Genomic DNA, 24,811 nt, shown 5'->3' with positions numbered 1-24,811 from the left:
GTCTAGGCAGCACCGTCGGTGCAATCGGTGGCGCCCGGCGTCAGGCGCGAGAGAGCACGGCCTCGACGTCGACGCCGGAGGGCAGCGTCCCGTACAGCGCGCCTCGGTCGGGTGCCAGGCGCGAGGAGCAGAACGCGTCGGCGACGGCGTCCGGCGCACCGGCGAGGAGCGTCGCGGCCTGCAGCGCGATGGCGAGGTCTTCGGCGAGCCTGCGCGCGTCGAACGTCACCTCGTCGGGTTCGCGTGCGGATGCCTGGCTCAGTCGCGCGTCGATCGAGCGCAGCGACTGCGCGAGTCGTCGATCGGCGGGCGCGGCGGTGGTGAGCTCGTCGCGCACCGCGGCGACGGCATCCGGCTCTCGCGCGATGACGCGCAGGATGTCGAGCGCGATCACGTTGCCCGACCCCTCCCACACGGCCATCACGGGCTGCTCCCGGTAGCGCCTGGCGAGCGGGTAGTCCTCGGTGTATCCGTTGCCGCCGAGGCATTCGAGCGCCTCGTATGCGTGGCCAGGGCCGCGCTTGCAGATCCAGTACTTGGCCACGGCCGTCGCGAGTCTGCGATACGCCACCTCGGACTCCGTGGCGTCGTCGTCGTGCGCCCTTGCCAGTCGGAGCGCGAGCGCGGTCGCGGCCTCCGACTCGACGGCGAGGTCGGCCAGCACGTTCCGCATCAGCGGCTGGTCGATCAGGGTGTGGCCGAACGCGGCTCGGTGCCGCACGTGCCACGCCGCCTCGGCGACGCTCTGCCGCATGCCGGCAGCGGTGCCGAGCACGCAGTCCAGGCGGGTGCGGGCGACCATCTCGATGATCGTGCGGATGCCCCGGCCCGGCTCCCCGACCGCGAACCCGACCGTGCCGTCGAACTCCACCTCGCTCGACGCGTTCGACCGGTTTCCGAGCTTGTTCTTGAGCCGCTGGATGCGGAACACGTTGCGCGTGCCGTCGTCGAGCACGCGAGGAACGAGGAAGCAGCCGATGCCGGCATCCGTTCTGGCCAGCACGAGGAAGGCATCGCTCATCGGCGCCGAGCAGAACCACTTGTGGCCCGTGAGGTGCCAGGCGTCGCCGGCGGGTGTCGCCACCGTCGTGTTGGCCCGGACGTCGCTGCCTCCCTGCTTCTCGGTCATGGCCATGCCGAACAGCGCCCCCGCCTTTCCAGGGCGAAGCCTGCCGTCGTACTCGCGGCTGAGCACCTTCGGCAGCCAGCGCTCCGCGAGGTCCGGCTGGTGACGCAGGGCCGGCACGACAGCGTGCGTCATCGAGATCGGGCACGCATGACCCGGCTCGACCTGGGCGAAGAGCATGAACGTGGCCGCACGCGCGACGTTCGCTCCTGGGCGCGGTGCGGACCACGCGGCGCTGTGCGCCCCGTGTACGACCGCGCTGCCGATGATCCGGTGGTACGACTCGTCGTAGTCCACCTCGTCGATGCGGATGCCGTGACGATCGAACGCGCGTAACACGGGCTCCCGCACGTTCGCCCGCTCGGCATCGTGCTGAAACGCGGCTGCGCCCACCAGAGCGCCGACGGCCGTCAGTTCGTCGATGGCCCACGCCGCGTCGTGCCTCGCGACGCCCTCGAGAAGCGCCGCGTTCGTCGTGAACTCGTTCACGTCGACGCGATCGGGCGCCTGATTGGTGACCACGTGCGTGAGTCGCGGCTCCGGTCTCGCCATCAGAACCGTCCTTTCGCCACGTCGTGAGGGCGGCAGGACCATCCTGTCATCGGGGACTGTCATCGGGGACTGTCATCGGGGCCTGTCATCGGGCCCTGTCATCGGGGATCAGCGCGCGTGCGACCGATGCACGCCGACCCCGCGAGGTCTCCGCGAGGCGAACCGACCCAGCGGAGGATGCGGGGTCTAGCCGAGAGCGGCGGCGAACCCGCGAACCACGGTGGCGCGAGCGGCTCCGTCGAGGTAGCCGGCTTCCCGCTCGGCGGCGGCGCATCGGTCCAACACGATGTCGACGAGCGAGCTCGGCGTCGGAGCGTCGTCGCGCAGCAACGGTGCGGTCACGATGTCGGCGCCGCACGCCGCGGCGAGCTCGGCGAAGTAGCCGGGAGCCAGCAGATAGGTCGCGACCGCGATGCGGCGGCCCGGATGGCGGGCGCGGGCGTGACGCACGGCATCCGCGAGCCTCGGTGCGCTGGCCGAGATGAATCCGCAGTCGACGGGCGAACCGAGCGTCGAGGACAGGCGCGATGCCATGTCCCTGCAGTCGGCGACGGCGCGCTCGTCGCTGCTGCCCGCAGCACCGAGCACGACGACGTCGTCGCCTCCGACGCCTGCCTGCTCGAGTCGCGACGACAGGAGGTCGACAAGGCGATCGTCCGGGCCCAGAGCCGCCGCCAGCAGCGGCGCGTCCACCACGCGGTCGGCAGACGTCACCGCCTGCCTCATGTCGACATGCACGTGATAGCCGGCCGACAGCAGAAGCGGCACGACGACCGCTCCCGATGCGCTGGTCAGCGTGGCGGCCAGATCCGGCTGCTGCACGTCGACGAAGCCGGAGACCACGCGCCGACCGGGCATGCGGGACGCGACCGCGTCCACGAGGGCCGCCACGGCCGTTCTTCCCCTCGGCGACGACGTGCCGTGCGAGACGAGCGCGACCGGACGCGTGGACGTCACGCTGCGGACTCGATCTCGACGAAGCCGGCGACGATCCTGGTCCGATACGTGGTGAGAGCCGGCCCGGGTTCGCTCAGGCATTCGCCGGTCGCGAGGTCGTACACCTGCTTGAGGAGAGGCGACGCCACGGTGCAGCGCTCGCCCTTGGAACCGACGATGCCTCTGGCGATCACCGGGGCCGAGGTCTTCGGGTCGATGTGATCGACGGCGTACACCTCGCTGTCGTCCAGGCGGAACAGTGCGACCTGCCGCTCGGCGATCAGCACGGCCTCGCCCCACCCCGCCTCGAGCTCGTCGACGCGGCACACTCGCTGCCACCGGCGGTGCTCGAGCGTCTGGTCGGAGGGGGCGTCCCCGGTGGCCCGTCCGGTCCCTGCCCGGTCGACGGTCATGGTCATGACTGGTTCCTCTCGCTCGACGTGATCGGCTCGCGGCGGCAGCCGGCCGGACCTCATGGAGCGGCCGGCCGAGCACCGGCGCAGGCTCGGGTCACGCAGGTCGCGCACGCATCCGGTCACCGCCTCGGCTCGAGCGTATGAGCGCTGTGTTACGGCGTTTCACGCGCGTGTTTCGGGGCGATGAAGTCCTGCTCACACCGGCCGGCCTGCACTGTATGCGGGGTGTAATCGCCGTTCACAATCGCGAAAGAAGGCCGAAACAGCGCCTTCGTAGCCTCGTCAGCAGTCGGGAACGCGGATCGGGCAGCGGCATCGCGCTCATCCTTCCCGAATCGTGACAGGAGGGGCACCATGGCGAGCGCACACGGGTCGGCCGAGTTCGAACGCGAGGGCAGACGCCGCGTGGTGGTGATCGGAGCAGGACCGGCCGCGCATCGGCTGGCGGACGCCGTCGCGGCTCGTGACACCACGGCGGCGCTGCACGTCACGGTGCTCGGCGAAGAGGCGCGTCTGCCGTACGACCGCGTCTCGCTCAGTCACCGCCTGCACGGGCCAGAGGACCTCACGCTGCAGCCCTCCGGGCTCTGGGACCGCGACCACATCGAGCTCCGCACCGGCGTGCGCGCGACGTCCATCGACCGCGAGCGCGGCGTCGTGCACGCGGACGACGGCACGACGATCCCTTACGACGACCTCGTGCTGGCGACCGGCTCCAGTGCGCCGGTGCCCGACATCCGTGGCAGAGAGCACGCGAGGGTGTACCGCACCATCGACGACGTCGACGCGCTCGTGGCCGAGTGCGCCAGGATCGAGGCACGGCTGGCCCGCCCGCCGAAAGTGCTCGTGGCCGGAGGCGGACTGCTGGGGCTCGAGGCGGCGGGAGGGTTCACGCAGCTCGGCGCCGAGGCCTCCGTCGTGCACTCCGGCGGCTGGCTCATGTCGGCGCAGCTCGACGAGGGAGCAGGCCAGGCGCTGTCGCGGCTGATCGCCGCGCGCGGGATCACGCTGCACCTGGGGACCCGGCCGCAGGAGATCCTCACCGACGAGACCGGCGTGCACGCGGTCAAGCTGACGAGCGGCCGGGTCGTGGACGCCGACATCGTGGTGTTCGCGATCGGCGTCTCGCCGCGCGACGAGCTGGCCAGGGAGGCCGGCCTCGAGATCGGCGGTCGCGGAGGCGTCGTCGTGGATGCCGCCTGCCGCAGCTCCGATCCGAACGTCTACGCGATCGGCGAGGTGGCCAACGTGCAGGGACGCACCGTCGGCCTCGTCGCGCCCGCCAACGCCATGGCCGAGACCGTCGCGGACCGCCTGCTCGGCGGCGACGCCGAGTTCACCACGATCGACGACGCCACGAGCCTCAAGCTCTCCGGCGTCGACGTGGCCAGCTTCGGCGACGCGCTCGGCTCCACGAGCGATGCGCTCGAGATCGTCTACGCCGATCCGGCACGCGGCCTGTACCAGAAGATCGTGGTGACGCCCGACGCGAAGACGCTGCTCGGCGGTGTCTTCGTCGGCGACGCGTCTCCATACTCCGCCTTGCGTCCGCTCCTCGGTCGCGAGCTGACCGTCGAGCCCTCCGCCTACCTCTCCGCGGGCGGCGAGCTGCCGGAGAGCACCGACCTGCCGGACGACGCCCTCGTGTGCTCCTGCAACAACGTCTCGGTGGGAACGGTTCGCGAGGCCGTGCGCTCCGGAGGCGACGACGGCGCGGGATGCCATGACCTCGGCGAGCTGAAGGCGTGCACCCGCGCGGGCACGCAGTGCGGGTCGTGCGTGCCGCTGGTCAAGAAGCTGCTGGAGAAGGAGCTCACCGCCGCGGGCGTGGCGGTGTCGCACGCACTGTGCGAGCACTTCCCGATGAGCAGGCAGGAGCTGTTCGACGGCGTTCGCGTGCTCGGCCTCACGTCGTTCGACGCGATCGTGGCGAGGTTCGGCATGGGGCGCGGGTGCGACATCTGCAAGCCTGCCGTGGCATCCATGCTCGCCAGCCAGCACGGCGGCTACATCCTCGACGAGGGCCGCGGCGGGCTGCAGGACACCAACGACAGGGCGCTGGCGAACATGCAGAAGGACGGCAGCTACTCCGTCGTGCCTCGCATCCCCGGCGGCGAGATCACCCCGCAGAAGCTCGCCGTGATCGCGGAGGTGGCCCAGGAGTTCGGCCTGTACACCAAGATCACCGGCGGCCAGCGCATCGACATGTTCGGTGCGCAGCTGCACCAGCTCCCGGACATCTGGCGCAAGCTCGTCGACGCGGGCTTCGAATCCGGCCACGCGTACGGCAAGGCTCTGCGCAACGTGAAGAGCTGCGTCGGCTCCACGTGGTGCAGGTTCGGCGTGCAGGACTCGGTCGGCATGGCGATCAGGCTCGAGCTGCGCTATCGAGGTTTGCGAGCGCCGCACAAGCTCAAGATCGGGGTCTCCGGATGCGCGCGGGAATGCGCGGAGGCCCGCGGCAAGGACGTGGGCGTGATCGCCTCGGCGGAGGGCTGGAACCTGTACGTCGGCGGCAACGGCGGCCTGCAGCCCGGCCACGCCCAGCTGCTGGCCACGGACCTCGACGACGAGACGCTGATCAGGTACATCGACAGGTATCTCGTGTACTACATCCGCACCGCCGACCGACTGCAGCGCACGGCACGGTGGATGGAGGACCTCGACGGCGGGATCGACCACGTGCGCAGCGTGGTCGTCGACGACTCGCTCGGCCTCGCCAAGGAGCTCGAGGCGACCATGCTCAGGCACGTCGACGACTATCAGGACGAGTGGGCGGCGACGCTCGCCGACCCAGACCGTCTGCGGCGGTTCCGCTCGTTCGTGAATGCACCCGACGCCCCGGACACCGGTCTTCCCCGGGTGATCGAACGCGACCAGCCGCGACCGGCGCGTCCCGGGGAGCGTGCATCGGCCGTGACCCTGGGGATGCCGACGGTCAGGAGCAGTGCGGACGCGGACACCGCCTCGATGTCCGCCGGCCACGGGGCGCCGCACGCCGAGCACGAGGCGCGGCGATGAGCGGGGTCGGCGCGGTCACGCTCGTGGGCGGAGGACCGGGAAGCCTCGACCTACTGACCGTCGGCGGTCTCGACGCGCTGCGAAGGGCGGAGGTCGTGCTCTACGACCGTCTTGCGCCGCACGACAGGCTTCAGGAGCTCGCGCCCGACGCCGTGCTGGTGGACGTCGGCAAGCGGCCGGGCCACCACGCCGTCGCACAGCACGAGATCGAGCGGATGCTCGTCGAGCACGCTCTCGACGGATCCCGCGTCGTGCGCCTCAAGGGCGGCGACAGCTATGTGCTGGGCCGGGGCGGCGAGGAGGTGCTCGCGTGTCGCGCGGCCGGCGTGCCCGTCCGGGTCATCCCCGGGGTGACGAGCGCGACTGCCGTGCCTGCCGCCGCCGGCATCCCGCTCACTCACCGCGGGGTGAGCCACCTCTTCACGGTCGTGTCCGGCCATGCGCCGCTCACGGACGACGAGCACCGCCATCTCGCCGGCCTGGGCGGCACGATCGTCCTGCTGATGGGCGTGGCGACGCTGCCCGGACTGGTGGCCGGGCTGGTGCGGCACGGGCTGGATGCCGACACACCCGTTGCCGCCATCGAACGCGGCTTCTCGCCGCAGCAGCGAACGACCGTGTCGACGCTGGCAGGAATCGTCGTCGATGCAGCGACGGCAGGAGTGAGCTCTCCCGCCGTCATCGTGATCGGCGAGGTGGTGCGACTGGCCGCAGACGGCGACGACGCGGCCGCGCAGACCCTGAGCTCTGCCGGTCTTCTGGGGCCCTCGATGGAGGCGCAGCCATGAGTGCGCCCGCTGGAGGCGTCGACGTTCCGGGGTTCCGCGCCGATCAGCTCCGTGGCTTCCGCATCGGTGTCACGAGCGACCGGCGCAGCGGCGATCTCATCGACGCGTTCACCAGGCGGGGCGCCACCGTGCTCCATGCGCCGACGATCCGCATGGTGAACACGGATGCCGACGAGCCGGTGATCGCCGCGACGCGCGCCGTGGTGGCCGCGCGCCCCGACATCCTGCTGGCCACGACGGCGTACGGCATCCGGCGGTGGTTCGAGCTGGCGGACGCGGCGGGACTGGGCGACGACCTGGTCGAGGCGCTCGGCCGCGCCGACATCCTCGTGCGCGGGCCGAAGGCGAGGGGCGGCATCCGCGCCGCCGGCCTCGACGACGTGGGCATGAGCGACGAGGAGACGACGGCCTCGCTCGTCGAAAGCGTGCTGCGGCACTACCCCGCCGGACAGACCGTGGCCGTTCAAGTGCACGGCTACACGGATCGGCCCCAGCTGGAGCGTCTGAGCGCTGCCGGTCATCGCGTGCTCACCGTGGCTCCCTATCGCTGGCACGAGCCGGGATCCGACGACCCCCGCGTGCGGCGGCTCATCGAGGCGGCGTGCGAACGCCGCGTCGATTGCATCACGTTCACGAGTGCGCCCGCGGTCGACGCCCTGCTGTCAGCGGCGGCGGCAAGAGGGAGCCTCGACGAGCTGCTGGATGCCATGACCGACCACGTCATCCCCGCCGCAGTCGGCCCGGTGACGGCGGCTCCGCTCGTGGCGGCCGGTCTCTCGCCCATCCAGCCGGACAGGTTCCGCATGGGGGCGCTGGTTCGACTCGTCTGCGAGCATCTGGAGACGTCGCGCGCCGTCGTCGAGACCCGGTTCGGTCCGTTGTCGCTGCGCGGAAGCGTCGTACGGCTGGGCGAGCGCGAGGTGGCGCTGACGCCGACGACGCTCGCGGTCTTCCGCGGCCTGTACGACGCCAGAGGCGCGGTCGTGAACAGAGGAGCCCTGGTGCGTTCACTGCCTGGCGCTCGTGACGACCGCGTGCTCGAGGTGACGCTCAGCCGGCTGCGGCAGACGCTCGATGCCCCGGGGCTCATCGCCACGGTGGTCAAGCGCGGGTACCGGCTGGCGTTGGAGGACTGATGGCAGCACCCACGATCACCGTGGCGGAGCACCTCGCCCGCGTGCTCGACGGAGCGCGGGCCCTCCCCTCCGAGCCGGTCCCCGTCGAGTGCGCGTACGACAGGGTGCTGGCCGCCGACGTGGTGTGCGTGTCGCCGTCGCCGCGGTTCGACAACTCCGCCATGGACGGATACGCCGTGCGGCAGGGGGACCTGTCGCACGCCGCCGCCGCGCGCCCCGCGGTGCTCGCGGTCACAGGCGAGGCGAGGGCGGGAAGCGCAGATGCCCACGTCCTTCGCCGGGGAACGGCCATCCGGATCATGACGGGCGCGCCGATTCCCGCCGGCGCGGACGCTGTTGTGCCGGTCGAACGCACCGTCGAGTCGGACTGGGCGGCCACGAGCGTGACGTTCGCCGCCGCACCCGAGCAGGGTGCGAACATCCGGCTGACCGGCGAGGACCTCACCAGAGGCGAGACCGTGCTGAAGGCGGGCACCGTCATGGGACCGTACGAGGTCGCGGCAGCAGTCGCTGCGGGCGTGGCGCGCGTGCGCGTACGAGCGCGACCGCGTGTCGTCGTGATCTCCACGGGCGACGAGCTGCGGCCGCCAGGGGCGACGCTGCCGCTCGGAGCGATCCACGACGCGAACGGGCCCCTGATGCACGGTCTGGCCGCCACGGCCGGCGCCCTGGTCGTGCGGGCGTGCCGAGCAGGCGACGGTGAGGGGATGCTCCACACCGCTCTCGAGGAGGCAGTTGCGGGCCGTCCCGATGTCGTCATCCTCACCGGCGGGGTGGGGGCAGGATCGCACGACCCCGTCAGACACCTCGACCTTGGGTTCGCGTCGGTCGCCATGCGGCCGGGGATGCCGCAAGCGTTCGGCCGGGTCTGCGGCGCTGCGGTGTTCGGGCTTCCCGGCAACCCGGTCGCCGCCGCCGTCTCGTTCGACGTCTTCGTGCTGCCGTTCCTCAAGGTGCTGCAGGGGCTTCGCCCGGAGCCGGAGACGGAGAACGCCATCGCGGAGGCAGGCTGGGCCTCGCCTCACGGCCGTCGCCAGTTCACACCCGTCGTGACCCGCCGAGTGGAGGGCACGCTGCACGTGCGGCCGGCGACGGACGACGGCAGCGGATCGCATCTCATCGGCCGTCTGGCGCGGGCGAACGGCTACGCCGTCGTCCCTGAGGACGTCGTCAAGGTCTCTCCCGGCGATCGCGTCACGGTGAGGCTGCGGCCATGAGCGACGCCATTGTGCGCACTCGCGTGGATGCCGCGGGGTCGGCACCCGGCGCCGCCACCCCGCCCACCGGCGTCCGCCGCCCCGCCTGCGACGTCAACCCCGATGCCGTCTCCGAGGCCGACCCGGACGCCGCCGCGGACGCCGCCTCCGAGCCCAACCCGGCCGCCGCCCCGGTGGAGGACGCCGTGCTCGACGCCGTGGTGCTGGCCGGAGGTCGCGCATCCCGGCTGGGCGGCATCGACAAGCCGTCGCTCGTCATCCGCGGCGCCCGGCTCGTGGATCACGCGGTCGGGGCCGCGGCCGCGGCCGGAGCAGGGCAGGTGATCCTCGTCGGGCCGCACCGGGCATCCGCCGTGCAAGCGGCTCGCCTCGTCGAGGTGCGCGAGGACCCGCCGTTCGGCGGCCCCGTCGCCGCTCTCGCGGCGGCCTTGGCGAGCGTCACCGCGCCGGTGACCCTCCTGCTGGCTGCGGATCTGCCCCGCGCGGACGACGCCGTCGACCGGATCGTCACGCGCCTGGACCGGCTCCTTCCGCCGTCCGGTCAGAGGGCGGCAGGCGTGGACGGCATCATCCTCGTCGACGAGGAGAGCCGGGATCAGTGGCTGGCCGGCGCCTATCTCACCGCGCGACTGCGGTCAGCGATCGACGAGCTCGACGGACGGGTCGGCGACGCGTCGCTCCGCTGCCTGATGCGCGGACTGCGGCTTCACCGCGTCGCGGCAGCAGGCTGCGCGGCCGACATCGACACCTGGGTCGACGTGAAGCGGTGGGCGAAAGACGACGGTGTCGGGTCGGCGGCTCAGAGCCCCGTACGCGGCACTGCACAGTGCCCTGCAACGAGCCCTGCACTGAGCGAGGAGCGAGCATGAGCGCTGTCGCACCCGACGAGCTGACGGAATGGGTCGTCGAGCTGGCCTGCACCCTCGGGATTGCCCCCGACGACGTGCCGATCGGGCGCGTTCTCGATCTCGCGCGCGATGTGGCGCACGGCGTCGTGCGCGCGGGCGCCCCGCTCAGCGCCTTCGTCGTCGGCGTAGCGATCGGACGCGGCCTGGACGGCGACGAGGCGTGGCGGCGCGCCACGGCACTGCTCGAGGCGCGAGCGACGGCGGGGCGGCATCCGTCGGCGTAGCCCGCTGCCCGGCACCGCCGATCGTGCCGCTGCCCCGCACCCGGGGCGACCTCACGGCGGTCGGACAGCACCGAGAGGTCTTCGTTACGGCGCAGACACCGCGGATGCCGTCCAGCGAAATCCGGCTCTTCTAGCGTCGCCACAGGCGGAATCCCCGCTTCTGCTGCACCGGCGACGCCGTCGCCCGCCCGTCCCGCATCCGACCCTCCCGGAGAGTGACATGACAGCTACCTCGAATCCCGGCACCTCCCAGCACTCCGCACCGCTCACGGCCGCGCCGGAGCGACCACGCATCGGGCCGCCCGCGACGCTGACGATCCTGCGTGGCCGCTGGCTCGAGGGATGGAACCCCGAGGATCCGCACCAGTGGGCCACGGGGGGCAAGACCATCGCCGCGCGAAACCTGCGCTGGTCGATCTTCACGGAGTTCCTCGGCTTCGTCGTCTGGCAGCTGTGGAGCGTGGTCGTCGTCGCGCTGCCCGAGGCCGGGTTCCGTTACACCGACGGGCAGATCTTCTGGCTCATCTCCATGCCGAGCCTCGTCGGCGCCACCCTTCGGCTCCCCTACACGTTCATGGTTCCGAAGTTCGGCGGACGCGCATGGACCGTCGTCTCCGCCGCGCTCCTGCTGATCCCCACGGTCGCGCTGGCGATCGCCGTGGCGCACCCGGAGACGCCCTTCCCCGTGATGCTCCTGATCGCGGCCCTCGCGGGGTTCGGGGGCGGCAACTTCGCCAGCTCGATGGCCAACATCAGCTACTTCTATCCGCAGCGCATGAAAGGCTGGGCTCTCGGCCTCAATGCAGCGGGCGGCAACCTGGGCGCGGCCGTCGCGCAGTTCCTGGTGCCGATCCTCATCACGGTGACTGCGGCAGGAGCGGTCGACCTGCCCATCGCCGGGTGGTTCTGGATCCCCTTCATCGCCATCGCGATCGTCGGCGCCACCACCCGCATGAACAGTCTGCGCGGTGCGAAGGCCGACTTCAGGGCATCCCTGGCGGTGGTCAAGGAGCCGCATCTGTGGGTGCTCGCCGTGCTCTACATCGGCACGTTCGGCTCCTTCATCGGCTTCTCGGCCGTCTTCCCGAAGCTCATCGCCGACGAGTTCCCCCAGTTCGCCGCCCTTCACGTGGGCGGCGCGGCGGTCTCGCTCGCGTTCCTCGGTGCGCTCGTCGGCTCCCTGGCCAGACCATGGGGTGGCAGGCTCGCCGACCGGATGGGAGGCGCCGCCGTCGCTTCGGCGTCGTTCCTCGTGATGGCGATAGCGACCGTGTGCGTCATCCTCACCCTCCCGATCGGTGGGTTCGCCACGTTCCTCGCGTGCTTCATCGTGCTCTTCATCGCCAGCGGCGTCGGCAACGGCGCCGTGTACCGGATGATCCCCACCGTGTTCGCGGCTCGCGGCCGTCCGGAAGCCGCACGCCCCCTCGGTGACGTGAGCGCACTGCGGATGACGGCGGCAGCCATCGGGATCATCGCCGCGGTCGGAGCGTACGGCGGGTTCCTCGTGCCCCAGCTCCTCGGCGCATCGAAGACCGGGTTCGGGGACTACACGCACGCGCTGTGGTGGTTCGTCGCCGGCTACGCTGTGCTGCTGGTCGTCACGGTGGCGGTGTACCTGGTGCCGGCAGCGCGGAGCGGGCGACGTGTCTGACCGGGGTTGCGTGCTGCGGACGGGGCTCGTGTGACGGGCAGGACGCCGATGCGGGTGATCGTGGTCGGCTACGGCCCTGTCGGTGCTCGTCTCGTCGACGAGCTGCTCCCCTCGGTGCGATCCGGAGCCATCGATCTGACGGTCATCGGCGCCGAGACGGCGGAGGCGTACAACCGGGTCCTCGTCGCCGAGTATGCGGTGGGGAACGCCGAGTGGGACGACCTGGTGCTGCACTCCGCAGACGAGGTGCGCTCTGCGGGAGCACGCATCGAGCTGGGGACGCGTCTCGTCGCCATCGATCGCGACGCGTCCTGCGTGCTTCTCGCCGACGGTGAGCGGCTCGCGTACGACCGGCTGGTGCTCGCCACCGGGGCACGCGCCAACGTGCCGACGCTCGACGGCGTCGAACGCGTCTCACGCGACGAGCGCAGCCTTCGACGTCTCGGCGCCGGCATCGTCGGAGCGGATGACGTGCTGCCGCGCGGCGTCACCGCACTCCGCGACCTGGCCGACGCCGAACGCATCCGCGAGGCGGTGCGACCCGGCAGTCGCGTCATCGTGCTCGGTGCCGGTGTGCTCGGTCTCGAGTTCGCGCTGCTGGCGGCGCGGGCCGGCGCGCAGACCTGCGTGGTGCACCATGGCGCGGTTCCGATGCCGCGCAACCTGGACACCGGCGGCGGCACCGTGCTGGCGCAGACGCTCCGGCGCACCGGTGTCGCGGTCGTCGCGCACAGCAGGGCGGAGGCCGTCGTGTTCCGCACCGACGACGACGACGGCGAGCGCCGTTTCGACGCTCTCGCCACGGCCGACGGCAAGCACATCCACGGCGACCTCCTCGTGCTCTCCTGCGGGGTCGGTGCCCGGTCGGAGCTCGCGGTGGCAGCCGGGCTGACGACGGCGTCGGGCATCGTGGTCACACCGGAGCTGCGCTCGTGGTCGGATCCGGCCATCTACGCGATCGGCGATTGCGCCCACGTCGCCGTTCCGGGTGACGCACGCGCCGACGGTCGCATCCCCGGCGGTCCCTCCGGCCTGATCGGACCGGGATGGCGGCAGGCCGAGTGGCTGGCTGCACGACTGACGTCGATGGCCGCCGGACTGGAGCATGGCGACGAGCCGCCGGCGGAGCGCCCCGCCGTCGTCATGCTGAAGGGCGAGGACGTCGACGTGGTCGCCGCTGGCGACGTCTCCCCCGACCCGTGGGATCCGCCAGCGGTCGAAGCCGGCGAGCGGCTGGCCGTCGCCCAGTGGGCCGACCCCGAGCACGGACGCTACGTGAAGATGATCACGCGCGCGGGCATCCTCGAAGGCTTCGTCAGCGTCGGGATGCCCCGCACGTCGGCGGAGCTCACGCTGCTGTTCGAGCGCGGCGGCGAGCTCCCCGCCGACCGTTCGCTGCTGCTGCGCTTCGACGGGCCCGACTACACGGCGGATGCCGCAGCCGACGCGTTCGCCCCCGACTCGACGGTGTGCTGGTGCAACGGGGTGTCCGTCGCGCAGATCGAGGCCGCGGCGGCGGACGGCAACGACACCGTCGCGTGCATCGGCAAGGCGACGAGGGCCGGCACCGGATGCGGCGGCTGCAAAGGCCGCATCGGCGAGCTGCTGGAGCGACTCGCCGACGCCGACGAGGTGCCGGTATGAGCATCCGGACGCCGACGCCCCAGCAGACCGACACGCACTGCCCGTACTGCGCTCTGCAGTGCGCCATGACGCTGACACGCAACGACGACCGAGCCGACGGCGGCGATCCTGTCACCGTGGCGGGCCGGTCGTTCCCCACGAACCGGGGCGGACTCTGCAAGAAGGGCTGGACGTCGGCGGCACTGCTCGACTCCGCGGACCGCGTGCTCGAGCCTCTCGTGCGCGACGCGAACGGCGAACTCTCCCCCACCTCCTGGGATGAGGCGCTCGACCTGATCGCCGCCCGGCTCTCCGCCTGCCGTGAGCGGCACGGCGCCGACGCCGTCGGCGTCTTCGGGGGCGGCGGGCTCACCAACGAGAAGGCGTACCAGCTCGGCAAGTTCGCTCGCCTCGCGCTCGGCACCTCGCGGATCGACTACAACGGCAGGTTCTGCATGTCGTCCGCCGCCGCCGCGGCCAACCGCGCCTTCGGCGTCGACCGCGGCCTGCCCTTCCCCGTTGCGGACCTCGACGACGCGCACACGGTGCTGATGCTCGGCTCCAACCCGGCAGACACCATGCCGCCGATCCTGTCGCACCTGGAGGGCGCGCGAAGCCGGGGCGGGTTGATCGTCGTGGATCCGCGCGAGAGCTCGACCGCGAAGCTCACGTCGGACGGCGCTGGCATCCACCTCCAACCCCTGCCGGGAACCGATCTGCCGCTCCTGCTCGGGCTGACGCACATCGTGATCGCCGAGCGGCTGTACGACGCCGGGTACGTCGCCGGGCGTACCACGGGATTCGACGTGCTCAGGCGCAGCGTGTCTCCGTGGTGGCCGGAGCGCACACAGTCCGTCACCGGCGTCCCCGCCGCCCGGCTGCGCGAGGTGGCCAGGCGGCTGGCGTCGGGAGGCGGAACGTACATCCTCACCGGGCGCGGCGTCGAACAGCACGTTGACGGAACGGACACGGCGACCGCGGCCATCAATCTCGCGCTGCTGCTCGGGCTGCCCGGTTCGCAGAACGGCGGCTACGGAACCATGACCGGGCAGGGCAACGGCCAGGGCGGCAGGGAGCACGGGCAGAAGTGCGACCAGCTGCCCGGGTACAGGTCGATCGCCGACCCGGATGCCCGCCGCCACGTCGCCTCCGTGTGGGGCGTCGACGAGGCGAGCATCCCAGGCCCCGGCATCCCCGCCGTGCAGCTGCTCGCGTCGATCGGCAGGCCGGGCGGCATCCGCTCCCTGCTCGTGCACGGGTCGAACGTCGTCGTCTCCGCGCCGGACGCCGCCTCTGTGCGGGCGGCGCTGCAGCGGCTGGACCTGCTCGTGGTCTGCGACTTCTTCCTCTCCGAGACCGCCAGGCTCGCCGACGTCGTGCTGCCCGTGACGCAGTGGGCCGAGGAAGAGGGGACGATGACGAATCTCGAGGGACGCGTCCTGCGCCGCCGCAAGTCGATCGAGCCGCCGCAGGGAGCCAGAAGCGAACTGTGGATCTTCGCCGAGCTCGCCGCCCGGCTGAATGCGCCCGGCGTCTACCAGGTCGAGCCGGCGGCCGTCTTCGACGAGCTGGCGCGCGCGTCGGAGGGCGGCATCGCCGACTACTCGGGGCTCAGCCACGCGCTCCTGGATACCGGCCGCGCAGCCTACTGGCCGTATCCGGCGGGAACCGAGGGAACGCCCAGGCTCTTCGCCGACCGCTTCGGCACACCCGACGGACTCGCCAGAATCGTGCCGGTGCGCGTGCGTCCGCCGGCCGAACCGACCGCGGAGGGCGACGAGCTCGTGCTCATCACGGGCAGGCTGCTCGAGCACTACCAGTCGGGGAGCCAGACCAGGCGGGTTCTCGAGCTGAACGAGGCCCAGCCGGCCCTGCGCGCCCAGGTGCACCCCGCCACGGCGGCCGACCGCGGACTCGCCGACGGTGACCGGATCGAGCTGCACAACCGGCGGGGCAGTGTCTTCGCCGTCGTCCAGACCACGCGCGACGTGCGGCCGGACACCGTCTTTCTGCCGTTCCACTACCCCGAGCTCGAGAGCGCGAACATCCTGGTATCGGATGCCACTGACCCGGTCTCCGCGATGCCGGAGTTCAAGCGAACAGTCGTCTCGATCCGGGCCGCAGCATAGTCCTGACCGCGTGGCCTACCGGGCGGCCTGGGCGCCGTCCTCGTCGGTGGCGCCGGTGCCGGCGTCGTCCGACCTGTCCTCAGCAGCGTCCGCCGAGCCGCCCTTGTCAGCGCTGGGCTCGTCGACGCTGGGCTCGTCGGAGCTGCGCTCTTCGGCGCTGGCCTCGTCGGCACTGGGCTGGTCGGCACTGGGCTGGTCGGTGTCCGGCTCGTCGTCCACCTCTTCGAAGAGCCCGAGCGGAGGTGTGACGGTGACGGTGCCGGCCTTCACGTCGACCTCGGGCACGATGGCCGACACGAACGGCACGAGCACCTCACCGTTGGACGTGCGAACGGCGAGCAGGTCCTGCGCCGGCAGGTGATCGACCCTGGCGACCGTGCCGATCTCGGCTCCGTCGCGCAGCACCGTCAGTCCGACGAGCTGGTGGTCGTACCAGGCATCCTCCTCGACGGAGTCGTCCTGATCCACCCATAGGATCGCCTTGACGAGGGTCTCGGCCTCCGTGCGATCGGCGACGCCCTCGAAGAACCCGACGGCGTGCCCGTTGTACCAGCGCAGCTCGGACAGTGTGATGGTCTTGCCGTGCCACTTGGATCCGGTGGGCACCTGAAGCGAGAACTCCGCTCCCGGCACGAACCGGTGCTCGGGGTCGTCGGTGAAGAGCTCGAGCTTGATGGCCCCCTTGAGACCGTGGGCCTTGGTCAGTCTGCCGACGCGAAGCTGCTGCCTCGGCTGTTTCGGCTCCGTTCTCTTCTCGCTCACCGTTTCGTCAGTCGATGAGATCGACCCGAACGCGACGGCCGTCCGCCAGCGCGCTCACGACGGTGCGGAGGGCCTTGGCGGTGCGGCCTGACCGGCCGATCACCCGGCCGAGGTCCTCGGGGTTCACACGAACCTCGAGGACCTCGCCGCGCGACGACTCCTTCGCGACGACGTGCACATCGTCGGGATGGTCGACGATGCCCTCGACCAGGTGCTGCAGAGCGGGAGCGAGCAAGGTCTTACGCCTCGGCCGTCTCGTCGGCCGGTGCTGCGGCCTCCGGCTCGGCCTTCGGGGCCGGCTTCTCGGACTTCGGCTTGAGCACCGGCTTCTTCTTCTCGTCGGCGACGAACGCCGCCTTGGCCTCGGGCGACTTGACCGTGCTCGCGGCGTTCTTGTCACCCTTGAACTTGCCCCAGTCGCCCGTGAGCTTGAGGATCGCGAGCACCTGCTCGGTCGGCTGAGCGCCGACGCCGAGCCAGTACTGGGCGCGGTCGGAGTCGACCTCGATGAGCGAGGGCTCCTCCGTGGGGTGGTACTTGCCGATCTCCTCGATCACACGACCATCGCGCTTGGTGCGCGAGTCGGCGACGACGATGCGGTAGTAGGGGGCGCGGATCTTTCCGAGCCGCTTGAGGCGGATCTTGACAGCCACAATTCTCCGTAGTGTTGATGGGTTTCGCGCGAACTGACTGCCGAGGGCGTGGGGCACACGCGGCAGGAGGTCTGATGGAGAGTTTTCCCACGGGCTGATAGAGGGTCGTTCCGTGAGAACTCGACTGATCATTCTTGCAGATTCTGCGCCGTGACCGATAATCGCCACCCGCCGGCATCGCCACGAGGGGGCCGACGCCTCGCTCGGCGCGCCCTGATGGGGTCAGGCTGCGATCCTGCGGGCCGCGGCCAGTCCCTCCGAGGTGGCTCGCACGGCATCCACGCCGCTGGCGTCGCGGGCACCCCCCACCAGCTCGAACCGGATGCCCGCCGCCGTCAACTCCGCCGCGAGCGGGGCGTGCGGCTCCTGGCCCGCGCACACCACGACCGTCGTCGCAGGGATGAGCGTGGCAGAGCCGTCCTCCCGCTCGACGACCACGCCGTCATCCGTGATCTCCCGATAGCGCACGCCGGAGATCATGCTCACGCCGGCATCCCTCAGGGCGCCGACCACCACCCAGCGGGCCGTGATGCCGATGCCGGCGCCGAACTTGCCGCTGCGTCGCAGCACGGTCACGTCCGACCCCGGTCTGGCCGAGCGTCCCACTCGGCGGTTGGCCCACGGCCCTCGCTCCGACTCCAGCAGATCGGCAGGCCACGGCAGACCGAACCGGGGGGCGAAGCGTCTGGCGCGCTCCAGAGCGTCGTGCGGCTCGACGAGCATGGTCGCCACGTCGACGCCGATGCCACCGCCGCCGATGATCGCCACCTTGCCGTCGCCGACACCCTCGCGGATGGCGGTCTCGTAGTCGATCACGTGAGGCAGCTCCGCCCCGGGCACGTCGATCGTGCGGGGCCGGACCCCTGAGGCGAGCACGACGCCGTCGAACGCGGCAAGCCGGTCTGCCGTCGCCGTGGTCTGCAGCAGGATGCTCGCCCCGAGGCGGTCGAGCTCGATCGCGGCCGCTCTCGGCGTGGCCGCGTAGTCCTCCTTGCCGGGGATGCGCGCAGCCAGCCCGAACTGGCCGCCGAGGCTCTGCGCCGACTCGAACAGCGTCACGCCGTGACCACGACGCACGAGGTCGAGCGCCGCCGCCAGCCCGGCCGGCCCGCCGCCCACGACGGCGACGTGCGAGCGCGAGCGGGTGAGCGTGAGCGGATGCGCGGCCTCGCGTCCCGCGCGCGGGTTCACCAGGCATGAGACCGGCTCGGACACCAGGGAACGGTCGATGCAGGCCTGGTCGCATCCGATGCACGTGTTCACGGCGGCGAAGCGGCCGAGCCGCGAACGCTCGACGATGCGGGGGTCCGCCAGGAAAGGCCTGGCGAGGGCGACGGCATCCACCGTGCCCCTGGCGAGCACCGCCTCGACATCGCGCAGGTCGGTGAACCGGTTGCTGGCCAGGACAGCAGCCGATGTGTCCGCCTCGTGCAGCGCCGCGGCGATGCGCTCGGCCGCCGCCAGCCACGCGCCGTGCGGAACCGGCGCCTGCACCGTGGGCACGCGCGACTCGTGCCATCCGATGCCGACGCTGATCCCGTCGGCGCCCTCACGCGCCAGCGTCACGGCCAGCCTCGCGTACTCGTCCGGGTGCGGAACGCCCTGCATCAGATCGTCGCCGGAGAGCCTGACGACGACGGGCAGCGCATCCACCGCCACACGCACGGCGCGCACCACCTCGACGGCGAAGCGCACCCTCCGGTCCGCGTCGCCGCCCCATTCGTCGTCGCGCAGATTCGTGACGGGCGAGCAGAACTGGTTGATCAGGTAGCCCTCCGACGCCATCACCTCGACGGCGTCGAATCCCAGCTCCCGCGCGACGCTCGCCGACCGCGCGAACGCGGCGATCGTCTCCTCGATCTCCGCGCCGCTCAGCTCGCGCGGAACGGCTCCCCTCGCCGCCGACCAGGGGATGGCGGACGGCGCGACGGCGTGCAGTTGCCGGCCGTCGGCATCCGTCAGGCCGTTCAGGAGTGCGTAGCGCCCCGCGTGGAACAGCTGCGCGCAGATCCGGCCACCCGCGTCGTGCACCTCGTCGACGGCCGTCCGCAGCCTCTCCTGGGCTTCGGGATCGTCGAGCACCGCGTAATCCGGACCGCCTCTGCCCTCAGGGGCGACCGCGAGCCCGCCCGTGATGATGAGGGATGCGCCGCCCTCGACGCGCTCCCGATAGAACGCCGCCAGCGCCGCACCGCCGTCGTCGCGCACCTCGAGGCCGGTGTGCATGCTGCCGACGACGATCCGGTGCGGCAGGCGCAGCCCGCCGAGGGACCAGGGCGAGAACGCGCGCTCGAGGGCGGGAGCAGACATCCGGTCGTGCTCAGTCGTCGTAGACGGCGGCCCGAAGCTCGCCGCTCGTGTCCGCCCAGAACGGCGGCGCCACGACAGTGAGTCCGCCGTCGACCGTGATCGTCTGTCCGGTGATGTAGCCTGCGCCGGATCCGAGCAGGAACTCGACGGCCGAGGCCATGTCGTCCGCGGTCCCGGGATGCCCGAGCGGGACCTTCTCGATCACGCTGTTCATGGGCGCCATGCCGGGAACGCGCTCGTAGAAGTACTCGAGCGAGTCGGTGTCGATCAGGCCGCCGTTGACGGCGTTCACCGTGATGTTGCGCGGGCCGAACTCGGCGGCCATGAACTTCACGTACGCCTCGACACCGGCCTTGGCCGCGCCGAGCGACGCGTAGGTGGGGAACGCGCGCAGCGACCCGTAGCTCGTCACGGCCACGATGCGTCCGCCGTTCTCGTCCATCAGGTCGACGGCGCGCTGGGCTCCGAGCACGAAGGAGCGCACGTTCATGGCCCAGCTGCGGTCGAGGTGGTGCAGCTTCAGACCGGAAACCGGCTTGAAGGCCGCAGCGGCCGCGTTGGCCACGAACGCGTCGAGCCTGCCGTACTCGGTACGGATGGCCTCGAACAGCGCATCGATGTCGTCGGGCTCCTCGATGTCGGCCTGGACGGCGATGCCGCCGCCGCCGGCCTCGCGCACCTGGCGCACGACGTCTTCGGCCAGCTCGGCGTTCTTCTTGTAGTTGACCACCACGTGCTCGCCCTTGGCGGCGAGCTTGAGGGCCAGCACGCTGCCGATGCCGCGGGAACTGCCGGTGATGAGGGTGACGCGGGGTGAATCGGAGGTCATGGGGAAGGTTGCTCCTGTCGTTCTCTGGTGCTCGTCGATCGGGCCGGCCGGGTGCGCGTCCGGCCCGGGAGGTGTTCTGCTCGGATGCGTCGCGTGCGGATGCGGTCGCGCGTCAGACGCGACCGGTGAGCACGGCGCGGCTCACGACGAGCTTCTGGATCTCGTTCGTGCCCTCCTCGAAGCGCTGCGCCCTGGCATCCCGGTAGACGCGCTCGATCGGGTTGCGCTTCCAGTAGCCCTGACCGCCGTGCACCTGCAGCGCCTTGTCGGTCACCCTGGTCAGCATGTCGACGGCCACCATCTTGGATGCGCTGGACAACACGTCGGCGTTCGGCTCGCCGTTCTCGTAGGCGCGGGCCGCCTCGAGCACGAGTGCCCTGGCCGCCTGGATGTCGGCGTAGTTCTCGGCGAGCAGGAACTGGATGGCCTGCCGCTCCGCGATCTTCTTGCCGAAGGTCTCCCTGCGCTGCGCGTACTGCACGGCCAGCTCCTGTGCGCGCTCGGCCAGGCCGACGCAGCTCATCGCCACGGAGACGCGGCTGGGCAGGAGGAACCCGCCGAGCAGCACGTCGAGCCCCTGGCCCTCCTCGCCGACCCGGTTGGCGACCGGCACAGGTGTGTCGTGGAACCTGAGGATCGCGTGGTCCGTTCCGTGCACGCCCATGGTCTGCGAGTCGTCGATCACCTCGGCGCCGGGCAGGCCGGTGTTCGGCACCATGAGCGCCACGGTGCCGTCCTTCCCGCTCGTGCCCTCCAGGCGCGCGCCGAGCAGCCACCAGTCGCACTTCACGCCGAACGTGATGAGGTGCTTCTCGCCGTTCAGGTAGTACGTGTCGCCCTCGCGGCGCACGCTGGTGCGCAGGTCGGCGCCCGTGCCTCCCGTCGCCTCGGTCAGCGTGAACGCGACGAGCTTCTCGCCCTTCACCGACGGCACCACGAACGTCTCGCGCTGCTCGTCGGTCATGAAGGGATCCATCGCCCGCCAGGTGCCGTTGATCACGTGCACGAGCATGCGGATCGACGCGTGCGACCGCGAGACGATCTCCATCAGCTCGAGGTACTGCGGGAACGGGATGCCGCCGCCGCCGAGCCGCTCGGGGGCGGCGAGGCTGAGGAATCCGAGGTCGCGAAGCTCGCCGAAGAGCTCGTCGGGAAGGGTTCCCGTCGCCTCGATGCGCTCCGCGTACTCTTCACCCGGTCCGGTGACCCAGTCGGTCACCCGGGACTTCAGGGCTTCGAACTCCTCGTCGACGACCTGCGTCATGCCTTCTCCTTCTTGTCTGCAGGATGCTTCTCGGCGCGCCGGCCTGCACCGTCCTGTTCGGCCGACTCGGCCGCCACCAGTGCGGTCACGCGTTCGCGCAGGATGTTCTTCTGGATCTTGCCCACGACGTTGCGGGGCAACGCGTCGACGAGCTCGATCCGCTCCGGCCAGTAGTACTTGGATGTGCCGTGGCGGCCGAGATAATCCTGCACCTCCTTGAGGGTCAGGGCCGAATCGGCGAGAGCCGGCACGACGAACGCACACGCCCGCTCGCCGAGTCGCGCATCGGGCATGGCCACGATCGCCACGTCGGTGACCTTCGGGTGCTGGTAGAGCAGGTTCTCGATCTCGACGACCGGGATCTTCTCCCCACCGCGGTTGATGACGTCCTTGACGCGACCGGTGATGTGCAGGAAGCCGGCGGCATCCAGCGTGGCGAGGTCGCCGGTGCGGTACCAGCCGTCGTCGGTGAAGACATCCGCCGTGAGGTCGGGGCGCTCCAGGTAGCCGCCGAACACCGTCGGCGAGCGCAGCTCGTAGTTGCCCTCCACGCCTGCCGCCACCTCGAAGCCCTCGTCGTCGACGATGCGGATGTCGACGCCGGGCAGGGCGCGACCGTCGCTGCCCCAGGCGTCCTCCGGCCGGTCCTGCGGCGAGGCGAGCGTGCCGAGGCACGTCTCCGTCGTGCCGAATGCGCCGAGCACCGACGTGCCGAGCACACGCGTCGCGCGCTCGGCGAGCGCCCGCGGCACGGCCGCGCCCGTCGCCACGAAGATGCGCAGGCTCTCCGGCACGGCGGAGCCCGCCTCGACGCGCGAGACGAGGTCGGACAGGAACGGCGTCGCCGCCTGCACGAACGTCGCCCGCGCTTCGGCGAAGGCGCGCTTCAAGGCCACGTCGGCATCCCAGACCGGCTGGATCACCACGGCCACGCCCAGGCGCCAGGCCAGCAGCATGCCGTAGAGGAAGCCGGTCTGATGCGCCAGCGGCGACGGCACGTAGATGCGGTCGGAAGCGTCCAGCGCGAGGTGGCGCACCTCCATCGCCGTCGCGAGCCCGAGGCTGCGGTACGTGTGCTGCACGCCCTTGGGCTCGCCCGTCGTGCCCGACGTGAACAGCAGCTGGCAGTAGTCGTCGGCCGTCGGGGCGGCCGCGGCGATCGCATCCTGGTCGACCTGCACGGCCGCGAGCGCCGTGTCGTAGTAGCGCCACGTCCATTCGGTCGCCCTCGCGTTCTCGACGGCGTCGCCGGGGATCGGCGGGATCTGCACCGAGGCATCCGATCCGTGCCTGTGGTCGCTGCGGATGACCACGACGTGCTCGACGGCGAGGCGCCTGCCCTGCGCGTCCGCCTCGTCGATCGCCGACAGCAGCTCGACGACTGGCTGCCTGCCCCTGAAGTAGTTAGGCAGGAACATCACCCTCGCCCGCGACCTCGCGAGCGTCATGGCGGTCTCACGAGGACCGAAGACGGGCATGATCGGTGTCACCACGGCACCGACGCGCATGATGCCGAGTGCGATCGCCACGAACTCGCTCCAGTTCGGCAGCTGCACGGCGACGGGCTCGCCGCGCCGAACGCCGAGGTCGAGGAGCAGGGCGGAGACGCGGTCGGCCTCCTCCCCCAGCTCACGCCAGGTCAGCGTGCTGAGCGCGTGGCCTTCGACCTCCATCACGGCGGGCTCGTCCGGTGCATGCTGCACCCGCTCGGCCACCGCTTCTGTGAGCACGAGCGGGGTCGCCGCATCCGCGAGCGACGCCTCCACCTCGGCGGCCGTGGAACCGCGCACCTCGATCTCCTCCTCGGCGACGGGGGCGCCGACGTTCATCTTCAGGCCGACGCCATTCATCTCGTCGAGGAACATCGGATACGAGATGCGATACGCCCGCGGATACGTGAGCGTGGAGACGCCGGATGCCGTCGAGGCGGCGATCGCGAGCGACATGAGCACGCGGTGGTCGTTGAACGACGACATCGACGCACCGGTGAGCGACTTCACGCCCGTAATGCGCAGCTCGTCCGGGTCCTGCTCGAGGCGTCCGCCCATCCGGTTGAGCTGCAGCATGGCCGCCACCCGGTCGGACTCCTTGAGGCGGATGTGCCGCACGTTGTGCAGGCGCGAGGTGCCTTCGGCGAACGTCGCGAGCGTGGCGAGAGCGGGCAGCAGATCGGGGATCGGACCGCAGTCCACGTCGATCGGCCTCAGCTGCAGACCGTCGTGCGCGATGCGCACGAATCCGGTCTTCTCGTCGCGCGTCATAGGCACGCCCATGCCGGTGGCGAGGTCGAGGAAGTCCGCCTCCGGATGGTCGGTCTCGGCCGCGCTCGTCGCCGACATCCCCCTGAAGAGCACGTCGCCGGGGTGGATCGCCGCCGCCACGATCCCGAACGCGGCTGCTCCGATGTCCGGCGGGATGCGGTAGTCGGCCGCACGGGCGGTCTGCGAGGCGGGGATGCGATACGTCAGCCAGTCGTCGGAGACCTCCACCTGCAGCCCGAACATGCGCATCATGCGCACCGTCAGGTCGACGTACGGCTGCTCGTTGAGCGCGCCGCCTGTGACGTGGACGGTGGTGTCGGTCTCCGCGAACGGCGCGAGCAGCAGCAGTCCGCTCAGCCACTGCGAGAGCGTTCCGGCGATGGACACGTCGCCGCCACGCGGACGGCGCGGCTGCACGGTGATCGGCGGGCAGTCGTTCGTGCTCTCCAGCTGCACGCCCATCTGCTCGAGGGAGTCGAGCAGGGCCTTGATCGGACGACGCCGGAAGTACTTCATGCCGGTGAGCGTGATCGGCTTGTCGGCGAGCGAGGCGAGCCCGGTCATGAAGTACAGCGTCGTACCGCTCGACCCGACATTCAGGAGCCCCTCCGGGCCGCTGGATCCGCGTTCCACGACATCCGACGTCCGGTAGCCACGGCTGCCGACGCCCTGGATGACGTATCCGTCGGTCGTCTCGTCGATCCTGGCGCCCAGCGCGCGGAGCACACTGACCGTCCATTCGATCTGCCTCGTCGCCGAGAGCCCCGTGATGACGCTCGTGCCCTCGGCCAGCGACGCCAGCACGAGTGCGCGATGAGCGTGGTATTTCGAAACCGGGATGTCCAGTTCGTCGTGCAGCCGGTTACGGGTTCCTTGAACGATCAGTCGCATAATCACCTTCGCTATCTCCGCCCGGCGGCCCTTGGTGGCGACACGCATGTGCGACACGGACAGGAACTGCCGAGGCGCCTGTGCCTTGCCGGAGGAGACGGGGACGACGGG

General features: G+C 71.1%; 18 protein-coding genes and 1 pseudogene. 9 read left to right on the top strand and 10 right to left on the bottom strand.

What is annotated here, in order from left to right; genetic code table 11:
- Positions 1-40: 40 nt before the first annotated feature.
- The 3 genes from VHB92_RS09730 to nirD all read right to left on the bottom strand — a co-directional run bounded on the left by VHB92_RS09730 (position 41) and on the right by nirD (position 3,033).
- Positions 41-1,678: an acyl-CoA dehydrogenase family protein gene (locus VHB92_RS09730; protein ID WP_325453548.1), complete on the bottom strand. Its 1,638-nt coding sequence runs from the start codon at positions 1,676-1,678 to the stop codon at positions 41-43.
- Positions 1,679-1,864: 186 nt separating this feature from the next.
- A complete protein-coding gene (locus VHB92_RS09725; protein ID WP_325453547.1) occupies positions 1,865-2,635 on the bottom strand; it encodes a sirohydrochlorin chelatase in 771 nt (256 codons plus the stop codon).
- Positions 2,632-3,033 (bottom strand): nitrite reductase small subunit NirD, encoded by a 402-nt coding sequence (gene nirD / locus VHB92_RS09720; protein ID WP_325453546.1) that lies wholly within the window; start codon positions 3,031-3,033, stop codon positions 2,632-2,634. Before nirD ends, VHB92_RS09725 begins: the two co-directional genes overlap by 4 nt.
- A gap of 351 nt (positions 3,034-3,384) precedes the next feature.
- Between nirD and nirB the strand changes: the two genes are divergently transcribed.
- The 9 genes from nirB to VHB92_RS09675 all read left to right on the top strand — a co-directional run bounded on the left by nirB (position 3,385) and on the right by VHB92_RS09675 (position 15,730).
- The gene (nirB, locus tag VHB92_RS09715) at positions 3,385-6,051 is read left to right on the top strand and encodes a nitrite reductase large subunit NirB (protein ID WP_325453545.1); all 2,667 of its coding nucleotides are present in this window, start codon (positions 3,385-3,387) and stop codon (positions 6,049-6,051) included.
- Positions 6,048-6,839 (top strand): uroporphyrinogen-III C-methyltransferase, encoded by a 792-nt coding sequence (gene cobA / locus VHB92_RS09710; RefSeq protein ID WP_325453544.1) that lies wholly within the window; start codon positions 6,048-6,050, stop codon positions 6,837-6,839. The genes nirB and cobA overlap by 4 nt, the downstream gene beginning before the upstream one ends.
- Positions 6,836-7,975 carry a uroporphyrinogen-III synthase gene (locus tag VHB92_RS09705; protein ID WP_325453543.1) on the top strand — a complete coding sequence of 380 codons (1,140 nt, stop codon included), beginning with the start codon at positions 6,836-6,838 and terminating at the stop codon, positions 7,973-7,975. Before cobA ends, VHB92_RS09705 begins: the two co-directional genes overlap by 4 nt.
- A complete protein-coding gene (glp, locus tag VHB92_RS09700) occupies positions 7,975-9,192 on the top strand; it encodes a gephyrin-like molybdotransferase Glp (RefSeq protein WP_325453542.1) in 1,218 nt (405 codons plus the stop codon). Before VHB92_RS09705 ends, glp begins: the two co-directional genes overlap by 1 nt.
- Positions 9,189-10,061, top strand: coding sequence for a molybdenum cofactor guanylyltransferase (mobA, locus tag VHB92_RS09695; RefSeq protein ID WP_325453541.1), 873 nt, complete (start codon positions 9,189-9,191; stop codon positions 10,059-10,061). Before glp ends, mobA begins: the two co-directional genes overlap by 4 nt.
- The gene (locus VHB92_RS09690; protein ID WP_325453540.1) at positions 10,058-10,324 is read left to right on the top strand and encodes a DUF6457 domain-containing protein; all 267 of its coding nucleotides are present in this window, start codon (positions 10,058-10,060) and stop codon (positions 10,322-10,324) included. The genes mobA and VHB92_RS09690 overlap by 4 nt, the downstream gene beginning before the upstream one ends.
- 220 nt (positions 10,325-10,544) lie before the next feature.
- Complete coding sequence (locus tag VHB92_RS09685) at positions 10,545-11,978, top strand: MFS transporter (RefSeq protein WP_325453539.1); 1,434 nt, start codon at positions 10,545-10,547, stop codon at positions 11,976-11,978.
- A 30-nt stretch (positions 11,979-12,008) separates the two neighbouring features.
- Complete coding sequence (locus VHB92_RS09680) at positions 12,009-13,622, top strand: FAD-dependent oxidoreductase (RefSeq protein WP_325453538.1); 1,614 nt, start codon at positions 12,009-12,011, stop codon at positions 13,620-13,622.
- Positions 13,619-15,730: a molybdopterin oxidoreductase family protein gene (locus VHB92_RS09675; protein WP_325453537.1), complete on the top strand. Its 2,112-nt coding sequence runs from the start codon at positions 13,619-13,621 to the stop codon at positions 15,728-15,730. Before VHB92_RS09680 ends, VHB92_RS09675 begins: the two co-directional genes overlap by 4 nt.
- Before the next feature lie 147 nt (positions 15,731-15,877).
- On the opposite strand, the pseudogene rimM reads toward VHB92_RS09675, so the two are convergent.
- The 7 genes and pseudogenes from rimM to aroA all read right to left on the bottom strand — a co-directional run.
- Positions 15,878-16,492 (bottom strand): annotated as a pseudogene (rimM, locus tag VHB92_RS09670) (ribosome maturation factor RimM); the annotation flags it as partial.
- A 7-nt stretch (positions 16,493-16,499) separates the two neighbouring features.
- Entirely contained in the window at positions 16,500-16,727 is a 228-nt protein-coding gene (locus VHB92_RS09665) for an RNA-binding protein (protein WP_325453536.1), read from the bottom strand.
- A 4-nt stretch (positions 16,728-16,731) separates the two neighbouring features.
- Positions 16,732-17,145: a 30S ribosomal protein S16 gene (gene rpsP, locus VHB92_RS09660; RefSeq protein ID WP_325453535.1), complete on the bottom strand. Its 414-nt coding sequence runs from the start codon at positions 17,143-17,145 to the stop codon at positions 16,732-16,734.
- Between the two features lie 222 nt (positions 17,146-17,367).
- Positions 17,368-19,455 carry an FAD-dependent oxidoreductase gene (locus VHB92_RS09655; RefSeq protein WP_325453534.1) on the bottom strand — a complete coding sequence of 696 codons (2,088 nt, stop codon included), beginning with the start codon at positions 19,453-19,455 and terminating at the stop codon, positions 17,368-17,370.
- 10 nt (positions 19,456-19,465) lie between these two features.
- On the bottom strand, positions 19,466-20,284 hold the full coding sequence (locus tag VHB92_RS09650; protein WP_325453533.1) for an SDR family oxidoreductase: 819 nt from the start codon (positions 20,282-20,284) through the stop codon (positions 19,466-19,468).
- Between the two features lie 112 nt (positions 20,285-20,396).
- Positions 20,397-21,548 carry an acyl-CoA dehydrogenase family protein gene (locus tag VHB92_RS09645; RefSeq protein WP_325453532.1) on the bottom strand — a complete coding sequence of 384 codons (1,152 nt, stop codon included), beginning with the start codon at positions 21,546-21,548 and terminating at the stop codon, positions 20,397-20,399.
- On the bottom strand, positions 21,545-24,700 hold the full coding sequence (gene aroA / locus VHB92_RS09640) for a 3-phosphoshikimate 1-carboxyvinyltransferase (RefSeq protein WP_325453531.1): 3,156 nt from the start codon (positions 24,698-24,700) through the stop codon (positions 21,545-21,547). The genes VHB92_RS09645 and aroA overlap by 4 nt, the downstream gene beginning before the upstream one ends.
- Positions 24,701-24,811: the final 111 nt, after the last annotated feature.

The organism is Humibacter sp. (genome assembly GCF_035547335.1).
In the GTDB taxonomy this organism is placed as follows: Bacteria; Actinomycetota; Actinomycetes; order Actinomycetales; family Microbacteriaceae; genus Humibacter.
Note: the sequence above shows the minus strand (reverse complement) of the source record. Positions and strands in the feature narration are given on the sequence as shown.

Bases quoted from the DNA above. Each gene is read 5' to 3' on its own strand.
- VHB92_RS09730 (WP_325453548.1), bottom strand. From the start codon at position 1,678: ATGGCGAGACCGGAGCCGCGACTCACGCACGTGGTCACCAATCAGGCG.
- VHB92_RS09675 (WP_325453537.1), top strand. From the start codon at position 13,619: ATGAGCATCCGGACGCCGACGCCCCAGCAGACCGACACGCACTGCCCG.
- nirD (WP_325453546.1), bottom strand. From the start codon at position 3,033: ATGACCATGACCGTCGACCGGGCAGGGACCGGACGGGCCACCGGGGAC.
- VHB92_RS09705 (WP_325453543.1), top strand. From the start codon at position 6,836: ATGAGTGCGCCCGCTGGAGGCGTCGACGTTCCGGGGTTCCGCGCCGAT.
- cobA (WP_325453544.1), top strand. From the start codon at position 6,048: ATGAGCGGGGTCGGCGCGGTCACGCTCGTGGGCGGAGGACCGGGAAGC.
- VHB92_RS09685 (WP_325453539.1), top strand. From the start codon at position 10,545: ATGACAGCTACCTCGAATCCCGGCACCTCCCAGCACTCCGCACCGCTC.
- aroA (WP_325453531.1), bottom strand. From the start codon at position 24,700: ATGCGACTGATCGTTCAAGGAACCCGTAACCGGCTGCACGACGAACTG.
- VHB92_RS09690 (WP_325453540.1), top strand. From the start codon at position 10,058: ATGAGCGCTGTCGCACCCGACGAGCTGACGGAATGGGTCGTCGAGCTG.
- VHB92_RS09650 (WP_325453533.1), bottom strand. From the start codon at position 20,284: ATGACCTCCGATTCACCCCGCGTCACCCTCATCACCGGCAGTTCCCGC.
- VHB92_RS09645 (WP_325453532.1), bottom strand. From the start codon at position 21,548: ATGACGCAGGTCGTCGACGAGGAGTTCGAAGCCCTGAAGTCCCGGGTG.
- mobA (WP_325453541.1), top strand. From the start codon at position 9,189: ATGAGCGACGCCATTGTGCGCACTCGCGTGGATGCCGCGGGGTCGGCA.
- nirB (WP_325453545.1), top strand. From the start codon at position 3,385: ATGGCGAGCGCACACGGGTCGGCCGAGTTCGAACGCGAGGGCAGACGC.
- glp (WP_325453542.1), top strand. From the start codon at position 7,975: ATGGCAGCACCCACGATCACCGTGGCGGAGCACCTCGCCCGCGTGCTC.
- VHB92_RS09655 (WP_325453534.1), bottom strand. From the start codon at position 19,455: ATGTCTGCTCCCGCCCTCGAGCGCGCGTTCTCGCCCTGGTCCCTCGGC.